Below are 18,187 nucleotides of genomic sequence, written 5' to 3'. Positions count from 1 at the left end.
GGAAGGCACCGGTTGGTCACCCCTGAGTCAAACTAGCAGCCGACTCTAGTGTGGTCAAGATCTCAAGTGAGCTTCCTCTGAACTCCGGGCCAGTTCTAAGGACCAAGCATGGGGAGTTGGTCAAACGTGTTGCTCTCGGAGATCGGTTTGGATTTCGTGAACAAACGAGGTGTGTAGTCGGGCGGCGATAGCCCTTTGTGGAGGCGCATACCGCCGAGGCTATTTCCCGACTAACCTGGCCGCGATGACGTCGTCCGTGTCGCCCTGAACCGTGAGCACGGCACCCACCTGAAGGACATCGCCGAGGACTTCGGCACCAGCTTCTCCTGCCTGACGAACTGGGTCCGCCAGGCCGAGGCCGAGGCCGGCAACAAGTCCGGCACCACGAAAGCCGAAGCCGAAGAACTCCGCGCCGCATCCCCACGCCCCCAGATGCCCATGAGCACCACTGAAACGTGGCAACCGAGCCACCCGCGACACCACGAGCCCACGCATCCTGCATCAGCACATGGTCAAAACCGTCAGCGTCATCAGCACGCGACAGCTCCGAAAACCGTGTCACCGCCTCAACTCCAGGCCCCACCTGACGAGACCCAACCCCCATCACGTCCTCAACCGCAGCCCGATCAAGATTCGTCGCGACACTCGTAATCACGTAACCGAGAGGGTTATCCATCGCCAGCAACCGCGCCGCGAAAACCCCTAAATCACCGCCACCGCAGCCAGCCACAACCAAGACCGCTTCGCTCACGCAGTCCCCACTGCATTCGAGCGTCGAAGACTTAGCTGAAAGCACTTCACCGATGAGCTCCACGAACTCAGGACCTGCTTCGCCGTGCCAGCCGTCTTCGGCTAGCCCGCCCAAGATTCCCCGAAACCTCGCTTGGTCAGTCATCGCGCTACCGCCTACTGCGCCGAGCCCTCGTCGGACTCACGCGCTTGCTCGGCAGCTTCACCCCATCGGCGAAGCATTTGGCCGCGAACGTTAATATTTTCGTCAGTCGCGGCTCGTAAGGACAATGCGACTTCGTCCCAGGTCGCAGGCCGAACGGAACGCCTTTGGTCCATTGCCCAGTCATAAAGTCCGGGGTAGCCCTTTTGTGTGAGCAGGATGTCTGCAATTCGAGCACTAGTAGTCATAAGGACAGCGGACTACTATTTTTAGTAATCTCGCACCATCTTAAATACAAATTGGTAACGATGCAGTTAGCGCCCACCCTGAGGGTATGTTGACACTGAATCAGGTAGGAATCATAAAGCAAACGGTAGACGAACGAATTTCTGCGGCCACTCGCGCACTGGTAGCACTCCACGGCATGAGGAACGCCGACCTAGCAGATGTGCTTGGCATCGGGCAGAACTCTGTGTTTATGAAGTTGCGCGGCGACTCACCTTGGAAGGCGGCTGAGGTGGCACTGGTGGCGGAATACTTCGGTGTGCCGATCTCTATCATTTTCGATGGGATGGCTGCCGTTAACAATGAAGAAGCCCCCGCTCTTCCGAGCGGGGGCTTCCGTGTCGTGCGCCATCAGGGACTCGAACCCCGGACCCACTGATTAAGAGTCAGTTGCTCTGACCAACTGAGCTAATGGCGCCTAACGAAGAAATACACTACGCCGCTCACTGCCGCCCGCGCCAATCGATCAAGATGTTTTATGCCGAAGCACACATTCAGTGGCGCCGCCTACACTATGGAAGAACGTCATTGCCGGAGCCTAAGGAGTTGAGCGGTGCGGATCGCAGTCACGGGTGCGACAGGCGTCCTCGGGCAAGAAGCTGTCGAGGCACTCGTGGCAGCCGGCCACGAGGTCACGGGCGTGACCCGCCGAGAGCGCGGCATCCCTGTGGTGGAAGGTCGCGGGGCCCATGCCGTCATCGCCGATGTCTTCTCCGCCAATGACCTCGAACGCGCCTTTCGCGGCCACGATGTCGTCATCAATACGCTCGCGAAGATCCCCACGGGCATGGGTGCCCTCCGGCCGTTCGCCTGGCGCGAAGATGACCGCCTGCACCTCGAAGCATCAGCCGCGATCGCAAAGGCGGCAGCACGGGCCGGAGTCAGGAAGCTCATTCAGGAATCCTCGATGTTCATGTACCCCGATAACGGGAACAAGTGGATCAGTGAGGAGCATCCCCTTGCCGTGAAAAACCAGGCATTCAAGCCGCGAGTATGCGAAATGCGCGCTGCCGTCGACTTCGCCGAAAGCGGGCGCAGCGCCGTTGTGCTGCGTCTAGGTCAGCTGTATGGGCGCGACCCCGGCACAACCTACGCCCTTCGCAAGACTCGCGAGGGCGAGGCGGTGCTCCTCGGCAAGCCGAGCGACTACATCACGCTCGTGCACCATATCGACGCGGGACGTGCTTTTCTCGCGGCCCTCGATGCCCGTTCCGGTTTCTACAACGTGGGAGGCGAGCCCATCACACGCGCGAGGTGGGCAAAGGATCTCGGGCGCGAAGCGCGCGCGCAGGGGGACGCAAAATTCTTCCCCGCCGCAACGCAGGCCGTTCTCCCCGCGAAAATGGACGTGCAACGCCGCTCGCTGCGCGTCTCTTCGATCCGATTTATGCGGGAAACCGGATGGCGCCCAACGATCGGGCCGTCGAGCCTCGGCTGGTCGCGCATGTAAAACCTCGCTCCCGCCGACACGTGACATCTGTCAGCTCCTTCTCGTGACAGACCCCGATGGAGGAGTTCTCGAGCCTCGAACAAACTTGAGGCATGAACGACATCGCAGTGGAGCTCACGAAGCTTCGGAAACAGTTTTCCTCAATTGTCGCCGTCAATGACATCGACCTCACAGTCGAGCGCGGCGAGGTTCTCGCTTTTCTCGGACCGAACGGCGCCGGAAAAACGACAACACTCGACATGGTTCTCGGGCTCACAAGGCCTACGTCGGGAAGCATTTCGGTATGCGGAACCACTCCGCGCGAAGCGATCAAAGCAGGAAAAGTCTCGGCGCTTCTCCAAACGGGCGGGCTTCTCGCCGACATTACCGTCGGCGAGACCGTCGATTACATCGCCTCAACCTTCCCAAAGCCGACGATGGGGCGGCGCGCACTCGAGCTCGCTGGCATCGCGGAACTCGCGAGTCGCAAGGTCAAAGCCTGCTCCGGAGGTGAGCAGCAGCGCCTCAAATTTGCCCTCGCACTTTTGCCCGACCCGGAAGTGCTCATTCTCGACGAGCCCACAGCTGGGATGGACGTCTCGGCCCGCCGCACGTTCTGGGATCGCATGCAAGGTGAGGCGAGCTCGGGCCGCACGATTATCTTCGCGACCCACTATCTCGAAGAAGCAGAGCAATTCGCGCGTCGCGTCGTGTTCATTTCGGAGGGCGCAATTGTCGCCGATGGTCCCACGGAGCAGATCCGCGACCTCACCGGCGCAAGGTCGATCCAAGCGAACGTAGAAAACCCAGAGTCGGTCATGGTTTCCCTTCGCGAACGCTTCCCGCACCTGAGCGTCGAGGTCACGGGGGCACACTTGACAACCGTCGCGAGTGAAAGCGACGACGTGGCCCGTTTCCTCCTCTCGCTCGCGGGCGTGAGCAATCTCGAAATTTCACACCCGTCGCTTGAGGACTCGTTTGTTCGCCTCACGAAAGATCGGAAGGACGCCTAATGTTTGCGATCGAACTCAAACGCCTATTCAGGGATCTCGTCACCCTTTTCTACATCGTTGTCTTACCGGTCATCATCTACATTGCCCTCGGCGAGACAAGCAGCTTTGCCGAGGCGAGGATCGGCGATGGTAACGTTGCGATGTCGATCATGGTGGCTATGGCCGCCTACGGTGCCGCGAGTGCAACGGCGGGCATCGCGTCACAAGCCGGCGTCGAAAAGATCCGAGGCTGGGGCCGCCAACTCGGCCTTACACCGCTCAGCGACATGCGCTACATCGCAGTGAAGTCGGCGGTGGGCTCCATCATCGCTGCCCTTCCCATCATCATCATGTTCATCATCGGCGCCTTCACGACAGCCGACGCACCACTCGAAGATTGGATCGTGTCGTTCCTCATCCTGTTCGCGGGATCACTGATGTTCGGCTTTTACGGGCTGATCTTTGCCTTCGCCATGCGTAGTGAAGGCGCAGCGACCGCTTCGACCGGGTTGCTCGTGCTCTTTGGTTTCCTGGGGAATCTCTTCATTCCGCTTAGCGGAACTCTCCTTGAGATCGGGCGCTTCACACCCCTTTATGGCTACGCCATGCTCGCCAAGTATCCCTTCATGCATGGGAAGATGTACTCCATGAATGGAGGTCTCTACACCGATCCTCTGTGGTACGGGCTCGTCAATATGGCTGTGTGGTGCGTGATCTTCACTGCGGCCGCAGTCTTGCTCGCCCGTAAAACTCGCGAAAGGCAGTAATGCTCGAGAATTCTGGAAAGGGAGTCACCGAGAATCGAAGGCGCACGCTTGCCTATGCGATGTCGCTCGTGTGGCTTCTTTTCCTTTCATTTCCACTGCTCACCGCGGTCTACGATGATATTCCGACGGCTTCTCGGATCCTGTCGATCCTCGTGACGGTCGCCTTTGCTGGCCTCTATGCAGGATCGATGATCCGGCATTTTCGTGACCCCGATCGAATTACCGATTCGGTCACGTGGAAGACTGTCGCGTTCATCGCGCTCCTCGTGGCGATGTGCGTCACACAGCTGCTCCTTATTGGCGTCGATGCACTTTCACTCGTCGTGTTCCTCGTCCCCACGATAGTCTTCCTCTTGACGCCACGCTCCGGCTATATCGCCGGAGCGTGCGTCGTGGTCGCGATTTTCGCGGCAAGCCTCCTCACCCGAAACCTCGCAATCCTCTCCTTCGGGATCATCTCTATCGGCGTCTTTTTCGGCTGTGCTTGTTCGGTCTTCTTCACGAAATCAGCAATCGATGATTCCCGCGTCGCGACTCAAGAGGCCGTTCTTGACGAGCGCGAAAGGGTTGCGCGCGACATTCACGACGTTCTCGGGCACACGCTCACGGCGATCGTGCTCAAGTCGGAGCTCGCCGAGCGCCTCGTTGAGAAAGATCCGATCGCTGCTAAGCACGAGATAGCCCTCATTTCACAGCTCTCACGTGAAGGCATCGCCGACGTTCGCGCGACTGTTCTTGGGCTTCGCGTTCGCCAACTGGGCACAGAGCTTGAGCAAGTACGCGAGGTTGCGCACGGTGCGGGGATCGACCTCACCGTGCATGGCGAACCAAACGATGTCGATCCGCGTCACAGGATCCTTTTCGCATGGGCCCTGCGAGAGGCGATGACCAATATCGTGCGCCACGCCAACGCCCAAAATGTCAGCATCACCATGACGTCGCACGGAATCGACATCGTCGACGACGGTGTCGGCTTTTCGGGAACCGTTGGCAATGGGCTCAGAGGCCTTCGCGAGCGCATCGAGTATTCAGGTGGCAAACTCACCCTCCGCGGCGGCAATGACGGAACGAAGGTGCAGGTATCAATGTGATTCGAGTGCTCATTGCCGATGACCAAGCCATGGTGCGCGGTGCCCTTGCTGCTCTCCTTAATCTCGAGGACGATATTGACGTCGTTGCTGAAGCGGCCAACGGTGAGGAGGCCCTCACCGCGGCGGCCTCCACGGCGATCGACGTTGCACTTCTCGACATCGAGATGCCAAAACTCGATGGCATTGAGACGACCGCGGCTCTTCGTGCCCGCCACCCCGACATTCGGTGCCTGATCGTCACGACCTTCGGGCGTCCCGGCTACCTTCGCCGCGCGCTCGATGCCGGCGCACGCGGCTTCGTCGTGAAGGAAACTCCCGCCGAAAAGCTCGCCGAAGCCGTGCGGAAAATCCACGCGGGCCAGCGAGTCGTCGACCCGGCTCTCGCAACGGAATCCCTTTTCGAGGGGGCAAACCCCCTCACCGAGCGCGAACAGGAAATCCTCCGCATTGCTCGCGACGGAGAAAAGATCTCCAACATCGCTAAGAAGGTGCACCTCAGCGAGGGAACAGTGCGCAACTATCTTTCCTCGGCAATACACAAGACAGGCTCCGCAACGAGGGCGGCCGCCGCGAAACGCGCCGAAGAACGCGGCTGGCTCTAGGGCCACACAAGCGTCGGCCCCCGCTTACCCCCGTGATCGCGAGTTAACCTCAAACCGGTCAAGCATCTCTTCGGCCGCCCGAAGTGCATGATGGGAGTACGCACCCACCGAGCGCTCCCCCTCGAGGGCGAGCCTGAGCGCGTCCAGGTACCTCGTGAATAGCGCCCAGTAGATATCGCGCGTATCGCGCTCGAGCCGCAACGCTTCCGTATTCGTGCGGTTGTTGAGCACGGCCATGCGCCTCTCGAGCTTTGTGATGACGTGCGGGGGAACTGGTTCGCCGTCAATCGTCTGCTCGGCGAGGGGGCCGAGTTCGCGGTTGACGGTCTCGAGCATACTTCGCACGAGCATCTTTTCCTCATGTCTGCGCTCATCAACGCCGGGCGCAGCGAGCCCCGTTGATCGAATCACGAACGGCAGTGTTCCGCCGAACAACAAAAGCGAGGTGACCGCGACTAGGAAGGCCACGAGGATCACGGTGCCACGGTGGTCAACGAGCTGACCACCGGCAACATACGGGAGGGTTTGGATCGCGGCGAGAGTGACCACTCCCCTCATACCTGCCCAAGCAAGCACGATCCCTCCCTTCGGGGAGATCTTCTCGGTGAGCGCATAATCAAGATCGGCACGTGTGCGGTTGAGCCATCGGGAACTTTCCGATTCCCAATTTTCGCCGAAGCGTGCGCGGGCCCGTCGCTCCCCTTCTTCGGATAGCCCGTCCTTGAGGTAGCGGCCAAGGGTGCGGGCGCGCGTCTCGCGATGGTTTGACATCCACACCACGACCGCCACCCCAACGGCACGCATAACGATCAGCACGACGAGAACCACGATGGCCATGAGCCACACACGGCCCATACCGCCGCTCGATCGCGCATCACTCACGAGCAGCGTGATTTGCATGCCCATGAGGAGAAAGACCGCGTGTTCAAGCACGTAACTCACCGTGGCCCAGGTCGACTTCACCATCGCCCGCTCCTCGGCGTTGAGCGAACGAGGCGCGAGGTGGGTCATGAGTACCGCGCTCACAACAACAGCGATCACGCCAGAGGCATGCACCTGCTCAGCCGGAATGTACGACGCCCACGGGCTCGCGAGGGTCGCGACGGTGACGAGAATCGGATCATCGAGGCGGCCCCGTGCCCAATTGATGATCCTGCCAACCACGTACCCAATGGCAAGGCCACCCACAACCGCCCAAAGAAAACCGAGGCTGGCCTCGACAAACGAGAAACCGACAGCAAGAGCCGAGACTGCCATGCGCATCGTGACGAGCGCCGCCGCGTCGTTGAAAAGGCTCTCGCCTTCCAGCAGGGTCATGATTCGATCGGGAAGGCCGAGCCTTCGGCCGATACTCGTCGCCGCCACAGCGTCAATCGGAGAGACAGCCGCACCGAGAGCGATCGCAAGCGGAAGCGAAATCTCCTGAAAGAGAGCATGGACAATCACGCCCACGATCACGGCCGGCACGATCACCATGACAATGCTCAGCCACGCAATCGGCTTGAGATTGCGCCGAATTTCGATCACGGGAACATTGCGCCCCGAGGCAAAGAGGATCGGCGGAAGAATACCGAGCAGAACGAGCTCGTTAGAGAGTTCTATGTCGGGAATCCACGGGATGAAGCTTGCGATGATGCCGAGAACGAGCAGCAAAAGCGGTGCGGCGATCCCTGTTCGGCGAGAGAAGATCGCGGAAACCAGCAGAACCGTCAGTCCCACAAGCGCAAGGACGATCAGTTCCACGCTCTGGCCTTCTTTCTCGTGACAATCCTCGTTCTACTTTGCGTCTACTTGCGCAAGGAAATCTTTCGCGCCGCCCACGAGCTCCACGTGCCCCGTGGGGAGATCGGCGAGGGCAAGCTTCGCGATCTCCTCGGCGAACTCGCGCACCGAATAGAGCTTTCCGGCAGCCTCACGGCGGGCCTCGAGCGCGCCCGGCTCCACGCGATTGAGGAGAGTCGCCGTCACGGTGCCCTCGATCATGTCGCCGGACACGACAACGAAGCTCACGCCCTTCTCGCTCATCTCGGGGATGCGCGAGGTGAGCTCATCCTCGCCTGCACGCTTCGACTTCGCGACCGCGTCGTAAGCCTCCATGGTCTCGACCTCATTGATGAAATGCGCCTGATGGCTCGTCACGAAAATGACGCGTCCGCCGGGGGTCATGCGCTTGAGCGCGGCGGTGAGGGCGTTCGTCTGCGCATCGCGGTTGAGGCGAAGCGCATAGTTTTCGCCGAGATCCTTTTCCATGCCACCCGAAGCGTTAAGCACGAGCAGGTCAAGCGAACCGAATTCGTCGATCGCGGTCTGCATGAGGCGCTCGAGATCGTCCTCGTTCGTAAGATCGGCACCCACGGCAACCGCGCGGCCACCCGCCTCCTCAATCTCCTTCACGACCTTGTTGGCACGCGGGGCCTTCTGACGGTAGTTCACGACAACGTTGTAGCCGCCCGCGGCGAGAATCTTGGCGGTATCGGCGCCCACGCCGCGTGATGAACCCGTGATGACAGCGGTCTTGGTGGTGGTCATGAATGATTCCTTCCGTTGGGAGGCGAATGCGGTCAAAGATAGAGGCCAGCGACGTTGCCTTCGTGCGAATCTTCATGCACGGCGTGCACGTCGCGCTCGCGAAGAAGCACATACACTTTCGCGTCAAGTTCGACCTCGGCGCGATCAGCGGGATCGAAGAGCACCCGGTCGCCAACGCGCACCTGGCGCACGTTGCTGCCAGCAGCCACGACGTTCGCCCACGAAAGCCGAGTCGAAACGTTCACGGTCGCTGGAATGAGAATCCCAGACTTACTGCGGCGCTCACCCTCGGGATCGGGCTCCACGAGTAAACGGTCGTGGAGCATCCGCAGGGGAAGCGATGACGAGTCGCTCACTTCTTGCTGTAGTCCCGGTCGTAGTAGATGCCGTCCTTCGGCGTGCGGGTCACGAGCACAATTGCGCCAGCCGTAACCGCGAGGAGGCCGAGAGCGCCACCGACGAGACCCGCGACCGGGACGGGCTTCACGGCGCCGCTATCGGCGACGAAAAAAGACTTCGTGGAATCCTTCGCTTCGTTCTTCCAGCGCTGGAATGCATTGACGGGGTTGACCCGGTCGAGCAGTTCGTCGATGTCAGCGGCGAGATTGTCCTGGCGGCGCAGGGCCTCGTCCTTCATGTCCTCGAGGCTATCCTTCTTCTTTCCCACGAGTTCCTCCCCGGATATGTGGTCGCATGGTCGTACCGCTTGAGTCTACCGGTCGTCGGCTGGACTTTCACCGCGACGATGCGGGCAGGTAAGCTTGACGGGTATGCGCACGTGGCGGAATTGGTAGACGCGCTGGATTTAGGTTCCAGTGCCCTCGGGCGTGGGGGTTCAAGTCCCCCCGTGCGTACTCACTCTCATCTCGACAGCGAACTGAGCGTTGAGGAGGAACCGATGACCCTGATCGGCCTTGTGCGGCACGGCCAAACCGATTGGAATCTGAAAAACATCTTCCAAGGGGCGAGCGATGTGCCCCTCAACGCAACAGGCATCGAACAAGCCCACCACGCTTTGGATTCCACTCCCCCGTTTCCATGGGACTTCGTCATGAGCTCGCCGCTCATCCGTGCACGCCAGACCGCGGAGGTCATCGCAGACGACCACCAGCTTCCGTACCTCGGGGCGCACGAGGGCTTCCGCGAGGTCGATTTCGGGTGGGCCGAGGGCGTTCCAAGCACCGAAGCGTACAAGGCTTACCCGAAGCGCGATTTCCCCGGACGCGAAAGCATTAATGCCGTTCTCGAGCGCGCATGCGCCGCGCTGCGCGAGATTTCGGCACAGCACCCCGATGGGCGAATCCTTGTCGTCGCCCACGGCACGCTCATCCGCTATCTCATGAGTGCCGTCGCCCAGCGAGCCTTCACCTCTTTCCCGAACACCTCACTCAGCCTCCTCGACATCGCCCCAACTCTTTGGCGCGTGCCCATGATCGCCGGGTTCTCGCTGCGCGACCCCTTCGAGTGGCGCCACAACGAGGGCGCGATCCCCACGATCGATCCCACATGGGATGCCCCGCATGGAACCGACCCGGGGTCTCTCCCGCTCGCCGAGTGCCCCGCACTTGAGGCCTACCGACCAAGCACCGCACCACCCCACGATCCCAAGGAGTCACGATGACGCGTACCGCAGTGGGAACCGAATCCAATTGGTTTGACGACGACGAAATCCGCGAGCTGCGCCGCAAACTCCCGATTCTCTACGTCGATATCGTTCCAGTGCGGCTCGACGCCTACGGGGCCATCAGGGAGATCGGCCTGCTTCTTCGGGCCGACGGTTCCGGTCGCATCATCCGTTCCCTCGTGTCGGGCCGCGTCCTCGTGCATGAGAGCTTACGTGAAACGATCATTCGGCACGTCGAAAAGGATCTCGGCGCGGTCGCGCTCCCCAAGGTTCCCACCTCGATGGTGCCGTTCACGGTAGCCGAATATTTCCCCACACCGGGGCAGTCGCCCTTCGTGGACCCGCGCCAGCACGCGGTTTCTCTCGCCTACATCGTTCCCGTCGAAGGTGACTGCGCTCCGCAAGAAGACGCGCTCGACCTCGGGTGGTTCGAGGCCGCAACGGTCCTCGATTCAGCCGTGATGGATGAACTCGAGCAATCCCACGCGATCCTCGTGCGCCGTGCCCTCGCAGCGGGCGGGATTAGCTAGTCGTTCCCGACTCGAGTCGCAGAGAAAATCACATCAGGCCCGCAAGACGCGTCGCGAGTGCGCGAAACGCCTTCCCTCGGTGGCTGATCGCGTTCTTTTCCTCGGGGGATAGTTCTGCCGACGTTTTCTCGTATCCCTCGGGCACAAAAATTGGGTCGTACCCGAAACCGCCTGCACCTCGCGGCTCTTTGAGGAGGGCTCCGCGCATTTCGCCGAGCTCGACAACTTCGCGGGCTGCGCTAGCGTCGGAGTGTGGAATGACGGCGGCGGCCGCGCACATGAACCGTGCTCCGCGGTGTGCGGGCGCGATATCGGCGAGCTGAGCCAAGAGGAGCGCGTTGTTTGCCGCATCATCGCCGTGGCGGCCAGACCAACGCGCACTGAAAATACCGGGGCTTCCGCCGAGAATGTCGACAGCAAGACCCGAGTCATCGGCAATCGCGATGAGACCGCTTACGCTCGCCGCCGCGCGGGCCTTAATCAGAGCGTTCTCCTCGAAGCTCACGCCGTCCTCGACCGGATCGGCGAGGCCAAGGTCCGCGCTTGAAACGACCTGGGAGGGATCGAATCCCTCGATCGCCGCACCGAGCACCTCGCGCAGCTCTTTGAGCTTCTTCTGGTTGTGACTCGCGAGCACAACCTTCGCGCTCGCTTTCACTTGCTCTCCTCAAAGGCTTGAAGCTGCAGTTGGATGAGCTCCTCGCACCCCTTCGAGGCGAGGCCGAGGAGCTGGTTAAGCTCGTCGTAGCTGAACGGCGCTCCCTCGGCGGTGCCCTGGACCTCGACAAATTCACCCGAGCCGGTCATGACAACGTTCATGTCGGTCTCGGCCTTGACGTCTTCGCGATACTCGAGGTCGAGCATCGGTGTGCCGCCAATGATGCCGACGCTCACCGCCGAAACCGAGTCGCGAATGACGTCGGCGAGCACGGGGATCGACGCGTAGCGCTTGCCCCACGCGATCGCGTCCACGAGCGCGACGTAGGCCCCGGTGATCGCGGCAGTTCGCGTGCCACCGTCGGCTTGGAGCACGTCGCAATCGAGCTGGATGGTGTTCTCGCCAAGCGCCTTCATGTCCACGACGCTGCGCAGCGAGCGGCCGATGAGTCGCGAAATTTCGTGAGTGCGTCCGCCGATCTTGCCCTTGACGCTCTCGCGATCCGAGCGAGTTCCGGTCGCGCGCGGGAGCATCGCGTACTCGGCTGTGACCCAGCCTGTCCCGCTGCCTTTTTTCCAGCGGGGGACGCCCTCGGTGAAGCTCGCCGCGCACAGCACGCGCGTGCGGCCAAATTCGATGAGGCAGCTTCCCTCGGCATGGTCGAGCCAGCCGCGAGTGATTGTCACGTCGCGGAGCTGATCAACGGTGCGTCCATCGATTCGGGTGATCTGTTCGGTCATGGCTCTCTCCTCGGTGATCGCTACGTGCGTTCAAAGTGTGTAGGTGTGAAGCGCCTCGGCGAGTTCGAGCGGTCCGTCAAACTCGGCGCGGGCCTCTCCAAGCGGAACTTCGCGGTCGGTCCACGGCGGGATATGAGTAAGGAGGAGCTTTTTTACGCCTGCTTGGCGCGCGAGAATCCCCGCGCGTTTACCGGTGAGGTGGATGCCTGTGAAGTGGTCGTCTCTACCCTCGATGTAGCCGGCTTCGCACAGGAGCAGATCGGCTTCCTCGGCGAGCGCAGCTACCCCTTCGCACGAATCCGTATCACCCGTGTACGCGAGAACGGAGTCTCCTACCTCAATTCGGAAACCGAAGGCGGGCACCGGATGCTTGACGGAGACGGCCGTGATGATCCCTTTTCCAGCTTCGATGCTGTCACCGGCGGACATGGGAATGAACTCGTAGGGCGCGCGGCTTGCCCCCGGCGGGATTGGATCCGGGTTGCCGGTTGCGGCACTCAGGCGATCGTCGAGGCCTTCGGGCGCGAAGACGCGCACGGTCGGGCAGTTCACGAGTGGGTGATAGGCGAGGTAGACCTCGAGCCCCGCGAGATCAAGGAAGTGATCGGCGTGGAGGTGAGAGATGAGGATGATGTCGATGAGCGACGGGTCAATAACCTTGTGAAGATTCGAAAGAGCTCCGCTTCCACAATCCATGAGGATGCGAAATGGCTTCCCGTGCTTGCCCGGGACTGTCACGAGATAGGCCGAGGCTGGCTCGCCCGGTCCCTCGTAGCTCCCGGAGCAACCGACCACGGTCAATTCGATGCTCATGCACCCTCCTCGATGACGGGGATTGACGTCGTGTGGGTAATGGCAGGGCCAAGAAACCTCTGCGAAAGCCGCTCAAAGTTGCTGACGCGACCGACGCGCGGCGCGGTCTCGGCAAAGACGTGGCGCGGCGGTGCTTCGGCGGTACGCATGAGGTCCTTTTCTTGTAGCGTGCGGTACACGTCCATCGCAGTTTCCTCGGAGGAAGACACGAGCGTGACGTCGGGGCCCATGACGTAACTGATCACTCCCGCGAGCAGCGGGTAGTGCGTACAGCCAAGCACGAGCGTGTCGACGCCCGCGGCCTTGAGGGGCGCGAGGTACTCCTCAGCGGCGGCGAGAACTTCGTCGCCCGAGTCGGTTCCGCTCTCGAGGAACTCTACGAAGCGGGGGCACGCGGCCGCTTCGACATGCACATCGACAGCAGCGGAAAACGCGTCCTGGTAGGCACCCGATTTGACGGTCGCCCGCGTGCCGATCACACCGACCCGCTTGTTGTTTGTGACCGAGACAGCGCGGCGAACTGCTGGTTTGATGACCTCGAGGACTGGAACGCTGTAGCGTTCGCGCGCGTCCGCAAGAGCCGCCGCGGTTGCCGTATTACAGGCGATCACAAGCATCTTTACGTCGTGCTCAACGAGTTCGTCCATGACCCCGAGCGCGTATTCGCGCACCTTCGCGAGCGGCTTATCGCCATAGGGCGTGTGGGCCGTGTCGCCGATGTAGAAAAGCTTTTCATTCGGCAACTGATCGATGATCGCGCGCGCGACAGTGAGCCCGCCGATCCCGCTATCAAAAATCCCGATGGGTGAATCGTCCACACCATCAATCTATCGATCTGGGTCTATCTGGAGAGCTGTTCGGCGCACCCGTGCAAGCGATCTCACAAGGGCTACGAGCGTGCGTTCAGGGCCCCGAGAAGTGTCGCCTGGAGCCACGAGGCGAACTCGTAGAGGGTCGCGAGGAACTCCATGCCCGCGACCCCCGGTTCGGCCTCGACTTGCTCGAGGTCGTTCGAACAGAGAAGTTGGAGGGCCTCGAAGTCACCGTCGTTCTCGATGCCCATGCGGTCCGCGAGCACGAGGCGAATGAGATTGAGTGCCTTGAGCCACGCGAGCGCATCGGCGCGTTCGATCACGATTTCGTCGTGGGGGCCCTCGCCGCCAATATCGCCCGCGACCTCGAGACCTGCGCGCAGGGCACTTAAATTCGAGATGTGCGTGTCGGCGAGATTTGCTTGCGCGAGGCGGCGGTACTCCTCCGCCTCCTCGTCGTTTTCGCTTGCGGGAGGGAAGAGCCTCTTCATTGCGCTGTCGCGCGGCTCTCCCCTGAGCGAGCTTGAGGTTTCGGCTTCGAGCCTCGCGAGAGGATCCTCCGACATCGCCCCACGCGCGCCCTGATCGCCTTCGCCGGGATCACCAAACCCGAGGTCGACACGGATCAGGTCGGTGATTTCGCCAGCAACCTGCGCGAGTACCGCTCTCTCTTCCGACTCGAGCCTGCACATGAGGCGACCATCGGCGCGCGCAATGAACGAATGCGCCACTAGGCCTCCTCGAGAATGGCGAGGAGCCCGAACTCGTGCATCGCCCCCACGTGGGACTCCGCTTTTTCGCGCCCGTCGCACGACACGATCGCGCGCCCCTCGGTGTGGACCTGCATCATGAGCGCGTGCGCCTTCGAGCGCGCATATCCAAAGTGAGTGCGGAAAACGTACGTCACGTATGTTTGCTCGTTCACGGCGTCGTTGAGCACCACGGTGTTCCATTTCCGGTCGGTTTCGGTTCCGACGCTTGCCAGGGGTTCACTCTGGCTCTTCTCGCGCACGGTGTCTCCTTCCTCGCCTCGAGCTCGCGTCGCCTCTTACGGATATGAGACTCCAAGACTACCCGGCTTCCTCGTTTAGGCTTACGGCGTGGCGACGACTTCACTGAAAACCGATTTGTACGAGCTCACCATGATTCAGGCCGCGCGCGAGGCTGGCGTTGCGGATCGCCGATGCGTGTTCGAGGTGTTCACGCGTTCGCTTCCTGAGGGGCGGCGCTATGGCGCGTTCGCGGGGGTGGGACGTATTCTCGACTCGCTCGAGGATTTCCGCTTCGATCGCGCGGATATTGAATTCTTACGCTCGGCCGGGCAGTTCACGGAGGACCTGCTCTCCTACCTCGAGGGGTATCGCTTCGAGGGAAACATCGAAGCTTACGCCGAAGGCGAGGTCTTCTTCCCGAGCTCCCCCGTTATGCGTATCGAGGGCACATTTGAGCAGTGCGTGCTTCTCGAGACCATCGTGCTCTCGATCCTCAACCATGATTCGGCAATCGCTTCCGTGGGCTCGCGCATGATCCAGGCAGCCGCCGGCCGGCCGTGCATCGAGATGGGCTCGCGCCGGGTCCACGAAGATGCCGCCGTTGCAGCCTCGCGCGCCGCCGCGATCGTGGGCTTCGCCTCGACATCGAATCTCGAGGCTGGCCGCACCTACGGCATTCCCACTACTGGCACATCCGCGCATGCCTTCACACTCGTATTCGAGAGCGAAGCAGACGCCTTCCGCGCGCAAGTGCACTCACTCGGTGCCGGAACGAGCCTCCTCGTGGACACGTTCGACATTCGCGAGGCTATCGACACCGCGGTCGAGATTGCGGGCCCCGACCTCGGTGCCGTACGTATCGACTCCGGAAATCTTGGCGAGACGGCGCGCGAGGTGCGAGAGCAGCTCGACGCGCTCGGCGCAACGGATACCAAGATCACGGCAACGAGCGATCTCGACGAGGAGCGCGTGTTCGACCTGCGTGACTTCCCCGTTGACGGCTACGGAATCGGCACGCGCCTCGTGACGGGCGGCAACCATCCTGCACAGGGCTTTGTTTTCAAGCTCGTCGAGCGCGAAAACTCTAGGGGCGAGATGGAAGCGGTCGCGAAGAAATCGGCGCAAAAGGCAACGATCGCGGGCAGTAAGCGTGCCTATCGCGTGCGCGATGCCAAAGGCGCGGCGAGTGCCGAACTCGTCCTTGCCGACGACGCGGGCGAGCAGCCGTCGGACTCGCTCAACGCACGCCCTCTACTCACGCGCATCGTGGAGAACGGAAAGGTTCTCAACCCACTCGGCCAGTGGGAGCGGATTGAAATCGCACGTGAAGTGCACTTACGAGCCCTCGAGGAGCTCGCTCTCGCGGATTCTCAGATCCGCACGGGGCAAGACGGCACCGTCGCACTTCCGGTCGTACACTCGCTCGCGGAGCTGGAGAATCTCTCGCACACGCGCATCGACCCCGACTAGCGCGCGAACCCGCGATGCGCGCGCACGACTCCCGTCGAGCCAGGCAACCGTCGGACTACTTCTTCCCCACAAACCAGCCGCGCAGAATGTCAATCCTTTTTTGAATCTGCTCCGCGCTCGCTTGCGGAACGGCCGGACCACCCGAGCGGCGGCGCAACTCGTTGTGCACCTGACCGTGCGGGGTTCCCGTGCGCCGCGCCCACCCCGACACGAGCGAACTGAGTTCCTTGCGCAGCGCGGTGACGTCGCGGTGCGTGGGCGCCGCAGGCGTACTCGAATGTCGCGAGCTGCGCTGCTGCTGATTTTTCTGGCGCTCACGCAAAAGTGAGGTCACTTGCTCAGGCTCCAACAGCCCAGGAATGCCGAGAAACTCCCGCTCTTCCTCGCTGCCTGCCATCGCGAGCGCGCCGTACTCACCACCGTCGAAGAGCACGCGGTCAAAGTGCGCGTCCGATTCGAGAGCTTCATAGCTGCCCTCGAGCTCGCTGCTTGCCCTTTCCTCCCGATTCGCCTCGCGCAGCGCATCCTCATCAAGCCCCGTCTCCGGGTCGAGCTGCTCCTTCTCTCGCATATCGAGCACGTGGTCGCGCTCGGCCTCCATCTCGTTCGCGAGGCCGAGGAGAACGGGAACGGACGGGAGAAAAACGCTCGCGGTCTCACCTCGCGTGCGCGAACGCACGAAACGCCCCACGGCCTGCGCAAAGAACATCGGGGTCGAGGTCGAGGTTGCATATACGCCTACGGAAAGGCGCGGCACGTCGACGCCCTCGGACACCATGCGCACCGCGACCATCCAGCGATCCTTCGAGTCATTGAACTCCTCGATTTTGCGGCCCGCGGTCGAGTCATCGGAAAGCACGAGCGTAGGCTTCTCACCCGTGATCCGCTCGAGAATTTTTGCGTAGGCGCGCGCGTTCGACTGGTCAGTGGCGATCACGAGCCCGCCCGCGTCACTCACTCCGCGCCGAACCTCCGTGAGGCGCTGATCCGCGGCCTGAAGAACCGTAGGGATCCACTCGCCCTTCGGATCGAGGGCCGTGCGCCACGCCTGCTGCATGATGTCTTTCGTCTCGAGGCCGCCGAGCTGCGCCGAGACCTCGTCCCCGCTTTTGGTGCGCCAGTGCATACGCCCCGAGTACGTCATGAAAAGCACAGGGCGCACAACGTGGTCGTGAAGCGCCTCGCGATAGCCGTACGTGTAATCAGCCTTGGAACGGAGGAAGCCCTCGCCGTCCGCTTCGTAGCGCACGAATGGGATGTGCGCATCGTCCGAGCGGAACGGGGTGCCCGTAAGAGCAAGGCGGCGCTTAGCCGGGTCGAAGGCCTCGCGCACACCTTCACCCCACGTCAGGGCATCGCCCGCGTGATGGATCTCGTCAAGAATCACGAGGGTTGGGGCGGCCTCCGTGCGTGCACGGTGCAGCCGCGGGTTCGCTCCCACCTGGGCATACGTGAGGGCCACCCCCTGGTAGTGATCGCCGTGGCGGCCCTGAGCGTTAGAGAAGTTCGGATCGATCTGAATGCCCACGCGCAAAGCGGAATCGGCCCACTGGGTTTTGAGGTGCTCCGTGGGCGCGACCACCGTCACGCGGCGTACGATGCCCTCGCGCAGAAGGCCCGCGGCGACCTGGAGTGCAAACGTCGTTTTACCCGCGCCGGGGGTTGCGACTGTCATAAAGTCGCGCGGCTGCGAATCCTGATATAGCTTGAGCGCTTCTGCCTGCCACGCGCGAAGCTTCGGGGCCGTGCCCCACGCCGCTCGCTCGGGAAACGCTGGCGGCATTTGCTGCGCGGCAAAGGACGAGGGCTTGCGGGGTGTTGCCTGGGTATGAACAGCCGGCGCCTGCTGCTCGCTGGCGCGCGTGGACTCCAGGTAGTTCGAGAACAGGTCGGGCGAAGCGGAAGAATCGTGGGCATTCATAGGCGCCCTCCACGATAGACCCGGGAGCCCTTAGAGCGCT

Annotated in this window: 21 protein-coding genes and 2 tRNA genes; 10 read left to right on the top strand and 13 right to left on the bottom strand. The window is 61.9% G+C overall.

What is annotated here, in order from left to right:
* Positions 1-906: 906 nt before the first annotated feature.
* Positions 907-1,140 (bottom strand): hypothetical protein, encoded by a 234-nt coding sequence (locus tag M3B90_RS04520; RefSeq protein ID WP_259888830.1) that lies wholly within the window; start codon positions 1,138-1,140, stop codon positions 907-909.
* Positions 1,141-1,316: 176 nt separating this feature from the next.
* On the opposite strand from M3B90_RS04520, the gene M3B90_RS04515 reads away from it, so the two are divergent.
* Complete coding sequence (locus M3B90_RS04515) at positions 1,317-1,556, top strand: helix-turn-helix domain-containing protein (RefSeq protein WP_167346644.1); 240 nt, start codon at positions 1,317-1,319, stop codon at positions 1,554-1,556.
* Here the strand turns inward: M3B90_RS04515 and M3B90_RS04510 are convergent.
* A tRNA-Lys gene (locus M3B90_RS04510) sits at positions 1,522-1,595 on the bottom strand. The genes M3B90_RS04515 and M3B90_RS04510 overlap by 35 nt on opposite strands.
* Before the next feature lie 135 nt (positions 1,596-1,730).
* Between M3B90_RS04510 and M3B90_RS04505 the strand changes: the two genes are divergently transcribed.
* From M3B90_RS04505 to M3B90_RS04485, 5 genes are all read left to right on the top strand, one after another.
* Positions 1,731-2,627 carry an NAD(P)-dependent oxidoreductase gene (locus tag M3B90_RS04505; protein ID WP_070458210.1) on the top strand — a complete coding sequence of 299 codons (897 nt, stop codon included), beginning with the start codon at positions 1,731-1,733 and terminating at the stop codon, positions 2,625-2,627.
* A 92-nt stretch (positions 2,628-2,719) separates the two neighbouring features.
* Positions 2,720-3,619 (top strand): ABC transporter ATP-binding protein, encoded by a 900-nt coding sequence (locus M3B90_RS04500; protein ID WP_070458208.1) that lies wholly within the window; start codon positions 2,720-2,722, stop codon positions 3,617-3,619.
* A complete protein-coding gene (locus M3B90_RS04495; RefSeq protein WP_070458206.1) occupies positions 3,619-4,365 on the top strand; it encodes an ABC transporter permease in 747 nt (248 codons plus the stop codon). Before M3B90_RS04500 ends, M3B90_RS04495 begins: the two co-directional genes overlap by 1 nt.
* Positions 4,365-5,456, top strand: a complete 1,092-nt coding sequence (locus M3B90_RS04490) for a sensor histidine kinase (RefSeq protein ID WP_259888829.1) — start codon at positions 4,365-4,367, stop codon at positions 5,454-5,456. Before M3B90_RS04495 ends, M3B90_RS04490 begins: the two co-directional genes overlap by 1 nt.
* Entirely contained in the window at positions 5,453-6,058 is a 606-nt protein-coding gene (locus M3B90_RS04485; protein ID WP_259888828.1) for a response regulator transcription factor, read from the top strand. Before M3B90_RS04490 ends, M3B90_RS04485 begins: the two co-directional genes overlap by 4 nt.
* A gap of 24 nt (positions 6,059-6,082) precedes the next feature.
* Here M3B90_RS04485 and M3B90_RS04480 read toward each other — a convergent pair whose 3' ends face one another.
* The 4 genes from M3B90_RS04480 to M3B90_RS04465 are packed head-to-tail and all read right to left on the bottom strand — an operon-like array spanning position 6,083 to position 9,254.
* Positions 6,083-7,801: a sodium:proton antiporter gene (locus M3B90_RS04480; RefSeq protein WP_259888827.1), complete on the bottom strand. Its 1,719-nt coding sequence runs from the start codon at positions 7,799-7,801 to the stop codon at positions 6,083-6,085.
* 33 nt (positions 7,802-7,834) lie between these two features.
* Positions 7,835-8,587 (bottom strand): SDR family oxidoreductase, encoded by a 753-nt coding sequence (locus tag M3B90_RS04475; protein ID WP_259888826.1) that lies wholly within the window; start codon positions 8,585-8,587, stop codon positions 7,835-7,837.
* A gap of 32 nt (positions 8,588-8,619) precedes the next feature.
* The gene (locus tag M3B90_RS04470; RefSeq protein WP_259888841.1) at positions 8,620-8,913 is read right to left on the bottom strand and encodes a co-chaperone GroES; all 294 of its coding nucleotides are present in this window, start codon (positions 8,911-8,913) and stop codon (positions 8,620-8,622) included.
* A 26-nt stretch (positions 8,914-8,939) separates the two neighbouring features.
* The gene (locus M3B90_RS04465; protein ID WP_259888825.1) at positions 8,940-9,254 is read right to left on the bottom strand and encodes a hypothetical protein; all 315 of its coding nucleotides are present in this window, start codon (positions 9,252-9,254) and stop codon (positions 8,940-8,942) included.
* Between the two features lie 105 nt (positions 9,255-9,359).
* Here M3B90_RS04465 and M3B90_RS04460 point away from each other — a divergent pair.
* The 3 genes from M3B90_RS04460 (at position 9,360) to M3B90_RS04450 (ending at position 10,741) form a co-directional block, all read left to right on the top strand.
* A tRNA-Leu gene (locus M3B90_RS04460) sits at positions 9,360-9,441 on the top strand.
* Positions 9,435-10,208, top strand: coding sequence for a histidine phosphatase family protein (locus M3B90_RS04455; RefSeq protein ID WP_259888824.1), 774 nt, complete (start codon positions 9,435-9,437; stop codon positions 10,206-10,208). The genes M3B90_RS04460 and M3B90_RS04455 overlap by 7 nt, the downstream gene beginning before the upstream one ends.
* Entirely contained in the window at positions 10,205-10,741 is a 537-nt protein-coding gene (locus M3B90_RS04450) for an NUDIX hydrolase family protein (RefSeq protein WP_259888823.1), read from the top strand. Before M3B90_RS04455 ends, M3B90_RS04450 begins: the two co-directional genes overlap by 4 nt.
* 28 nt (positions 10,742-10,769) lie before the next feature.
* On the opposite strand, the gene rdgB is transcribed toward M3B90_RS04450, so the two are convergent.
* The 6 genes from rdgB to clpS form a co-directional block, all read right to left on the bottom strand.
* Complete coding sequence (gene rdgB, locus M3B90_RS04445; RefSeq protein ID WP_259888822.1) at positions 10,770-11,399, bottom strand: RdgB/HAM1 family non-canonical purine NTP pyrophosphatase; 630 nt, start codon at positions 11,397-11,399, stop codon at positions 10,770-10,772.
* The gene (gene rph, locus M3B90_RS04440; protein ID WP_259888821.1) at positions 11,396-12,139 is read right to left on the bottom strand and encodes a ribonuclease PH; all 744 of its coding nucleotides are present in this window, start codon (positions 12,137-12,139) and stop codon (positions 11,396-11,398) included. The genes rdgB and rph overlap by 4 nt, the downstream gene beginning before the upstream one ends.
* Positions 12,140-12,169: 30 nt before the next feature.
* Positions 12,170-12,952, bottom strand: a complete 783-nt coding sequence (locus M3B90_RS04435; RefSeq protein ID WP_259888820.1) for an MBL fold metallo-hydrolase — start codon at positions 12,950-12,952, stop codon at positions 12,170-12,172.
* Complete coding sequence (gene murI / locus M3B90_RS04430) at positions 12,949-13,770, bottom strand: glutamate racemase (RefSeq protein WP_259888819.1); 822 nt, start codon at positions 13,768-13,770, stop codon at positions 12,949-12,951. Before murI ends, M3B90_RS04435 begins: the two co-directional genes overlap by 4 nt.
* A gap of 71 nt (positions 13,771-13,841) precedes the next feature.
* The gene (locus tag M3B90_RS04425) at positions 13,842-14,495 is read right to left on the bottom strand and encodes a DUF2017 domain-containing protein (RefSeq protein ID WP_259888818.1); all 654 of its coding nucleotides are present in this window, start codon (positions 14,493-14,495) and stop codon (positions 13,842-13,844) included.
* Positions 14,495-14,776, bottom strand: coding sequence for an ATP-dependent Clp protease adapter ClpS (gene clpS / locus M3B90_RS04420; protein WP_259888817.1), 282 nt, complete (start codon positions 14,774-14,776; stop codon positions 14,495-14,497). Before clpS ends, M3B90_RS04425 begins: the two co-directional genes overlap by 1 nt.
* Before the next feature lie 88 nt (positions 14,777-14,864).
* Between clpS and M3B90_RS04415 the strand changes: the two genes are divergently transcribed.
* The gene (locus M3B90_RS04415; RefSeq protein ID WP_259888816.1) at positions 14,865-16,226 is read left to right on the top strand and encodes a nicotinate phosphoribosyltransferase; all 1,362 of its coding nucleotides are present in this window, start codon (positions 14,865-14,867) and stop codon (positions 16,224-16,226) included.
* A 55-nt stretch (positions 16,227-16,281) separates the two neighbouring features.
* Here M3B90_RS04415 and M3B90_RS04410 read toward each other — a convergent pair whose 3' ends face one another.
* Positions 16,282-18,147 (bottom strand): DEAD/DEAH box helicase, encoded by a 1,866-nt coding sequence (locus M3B90_RS04410; RefSeq protein WP_396122451.1) that lies wholly within the window; start codon positions 18,145-18,147, stop codon positions 16,282-16,284.
* Positions 18,148-18,187 lie beyond the last annotated feature (40 nt).

It is taken from the genome of Dermabacter sp. p3-SID358, from assembly GCF_025147465.1.
GTDB lineage: Bacteria > Actinomycetota > Actinomycetes > Actinomycetales > Dermabacteraceae > Dermabacter.
The sequence above is the reverse complement of the archived record's forward strand: the minus strand, read 5'-3'. Positions and strand labels throughout refer to the sequence as shown.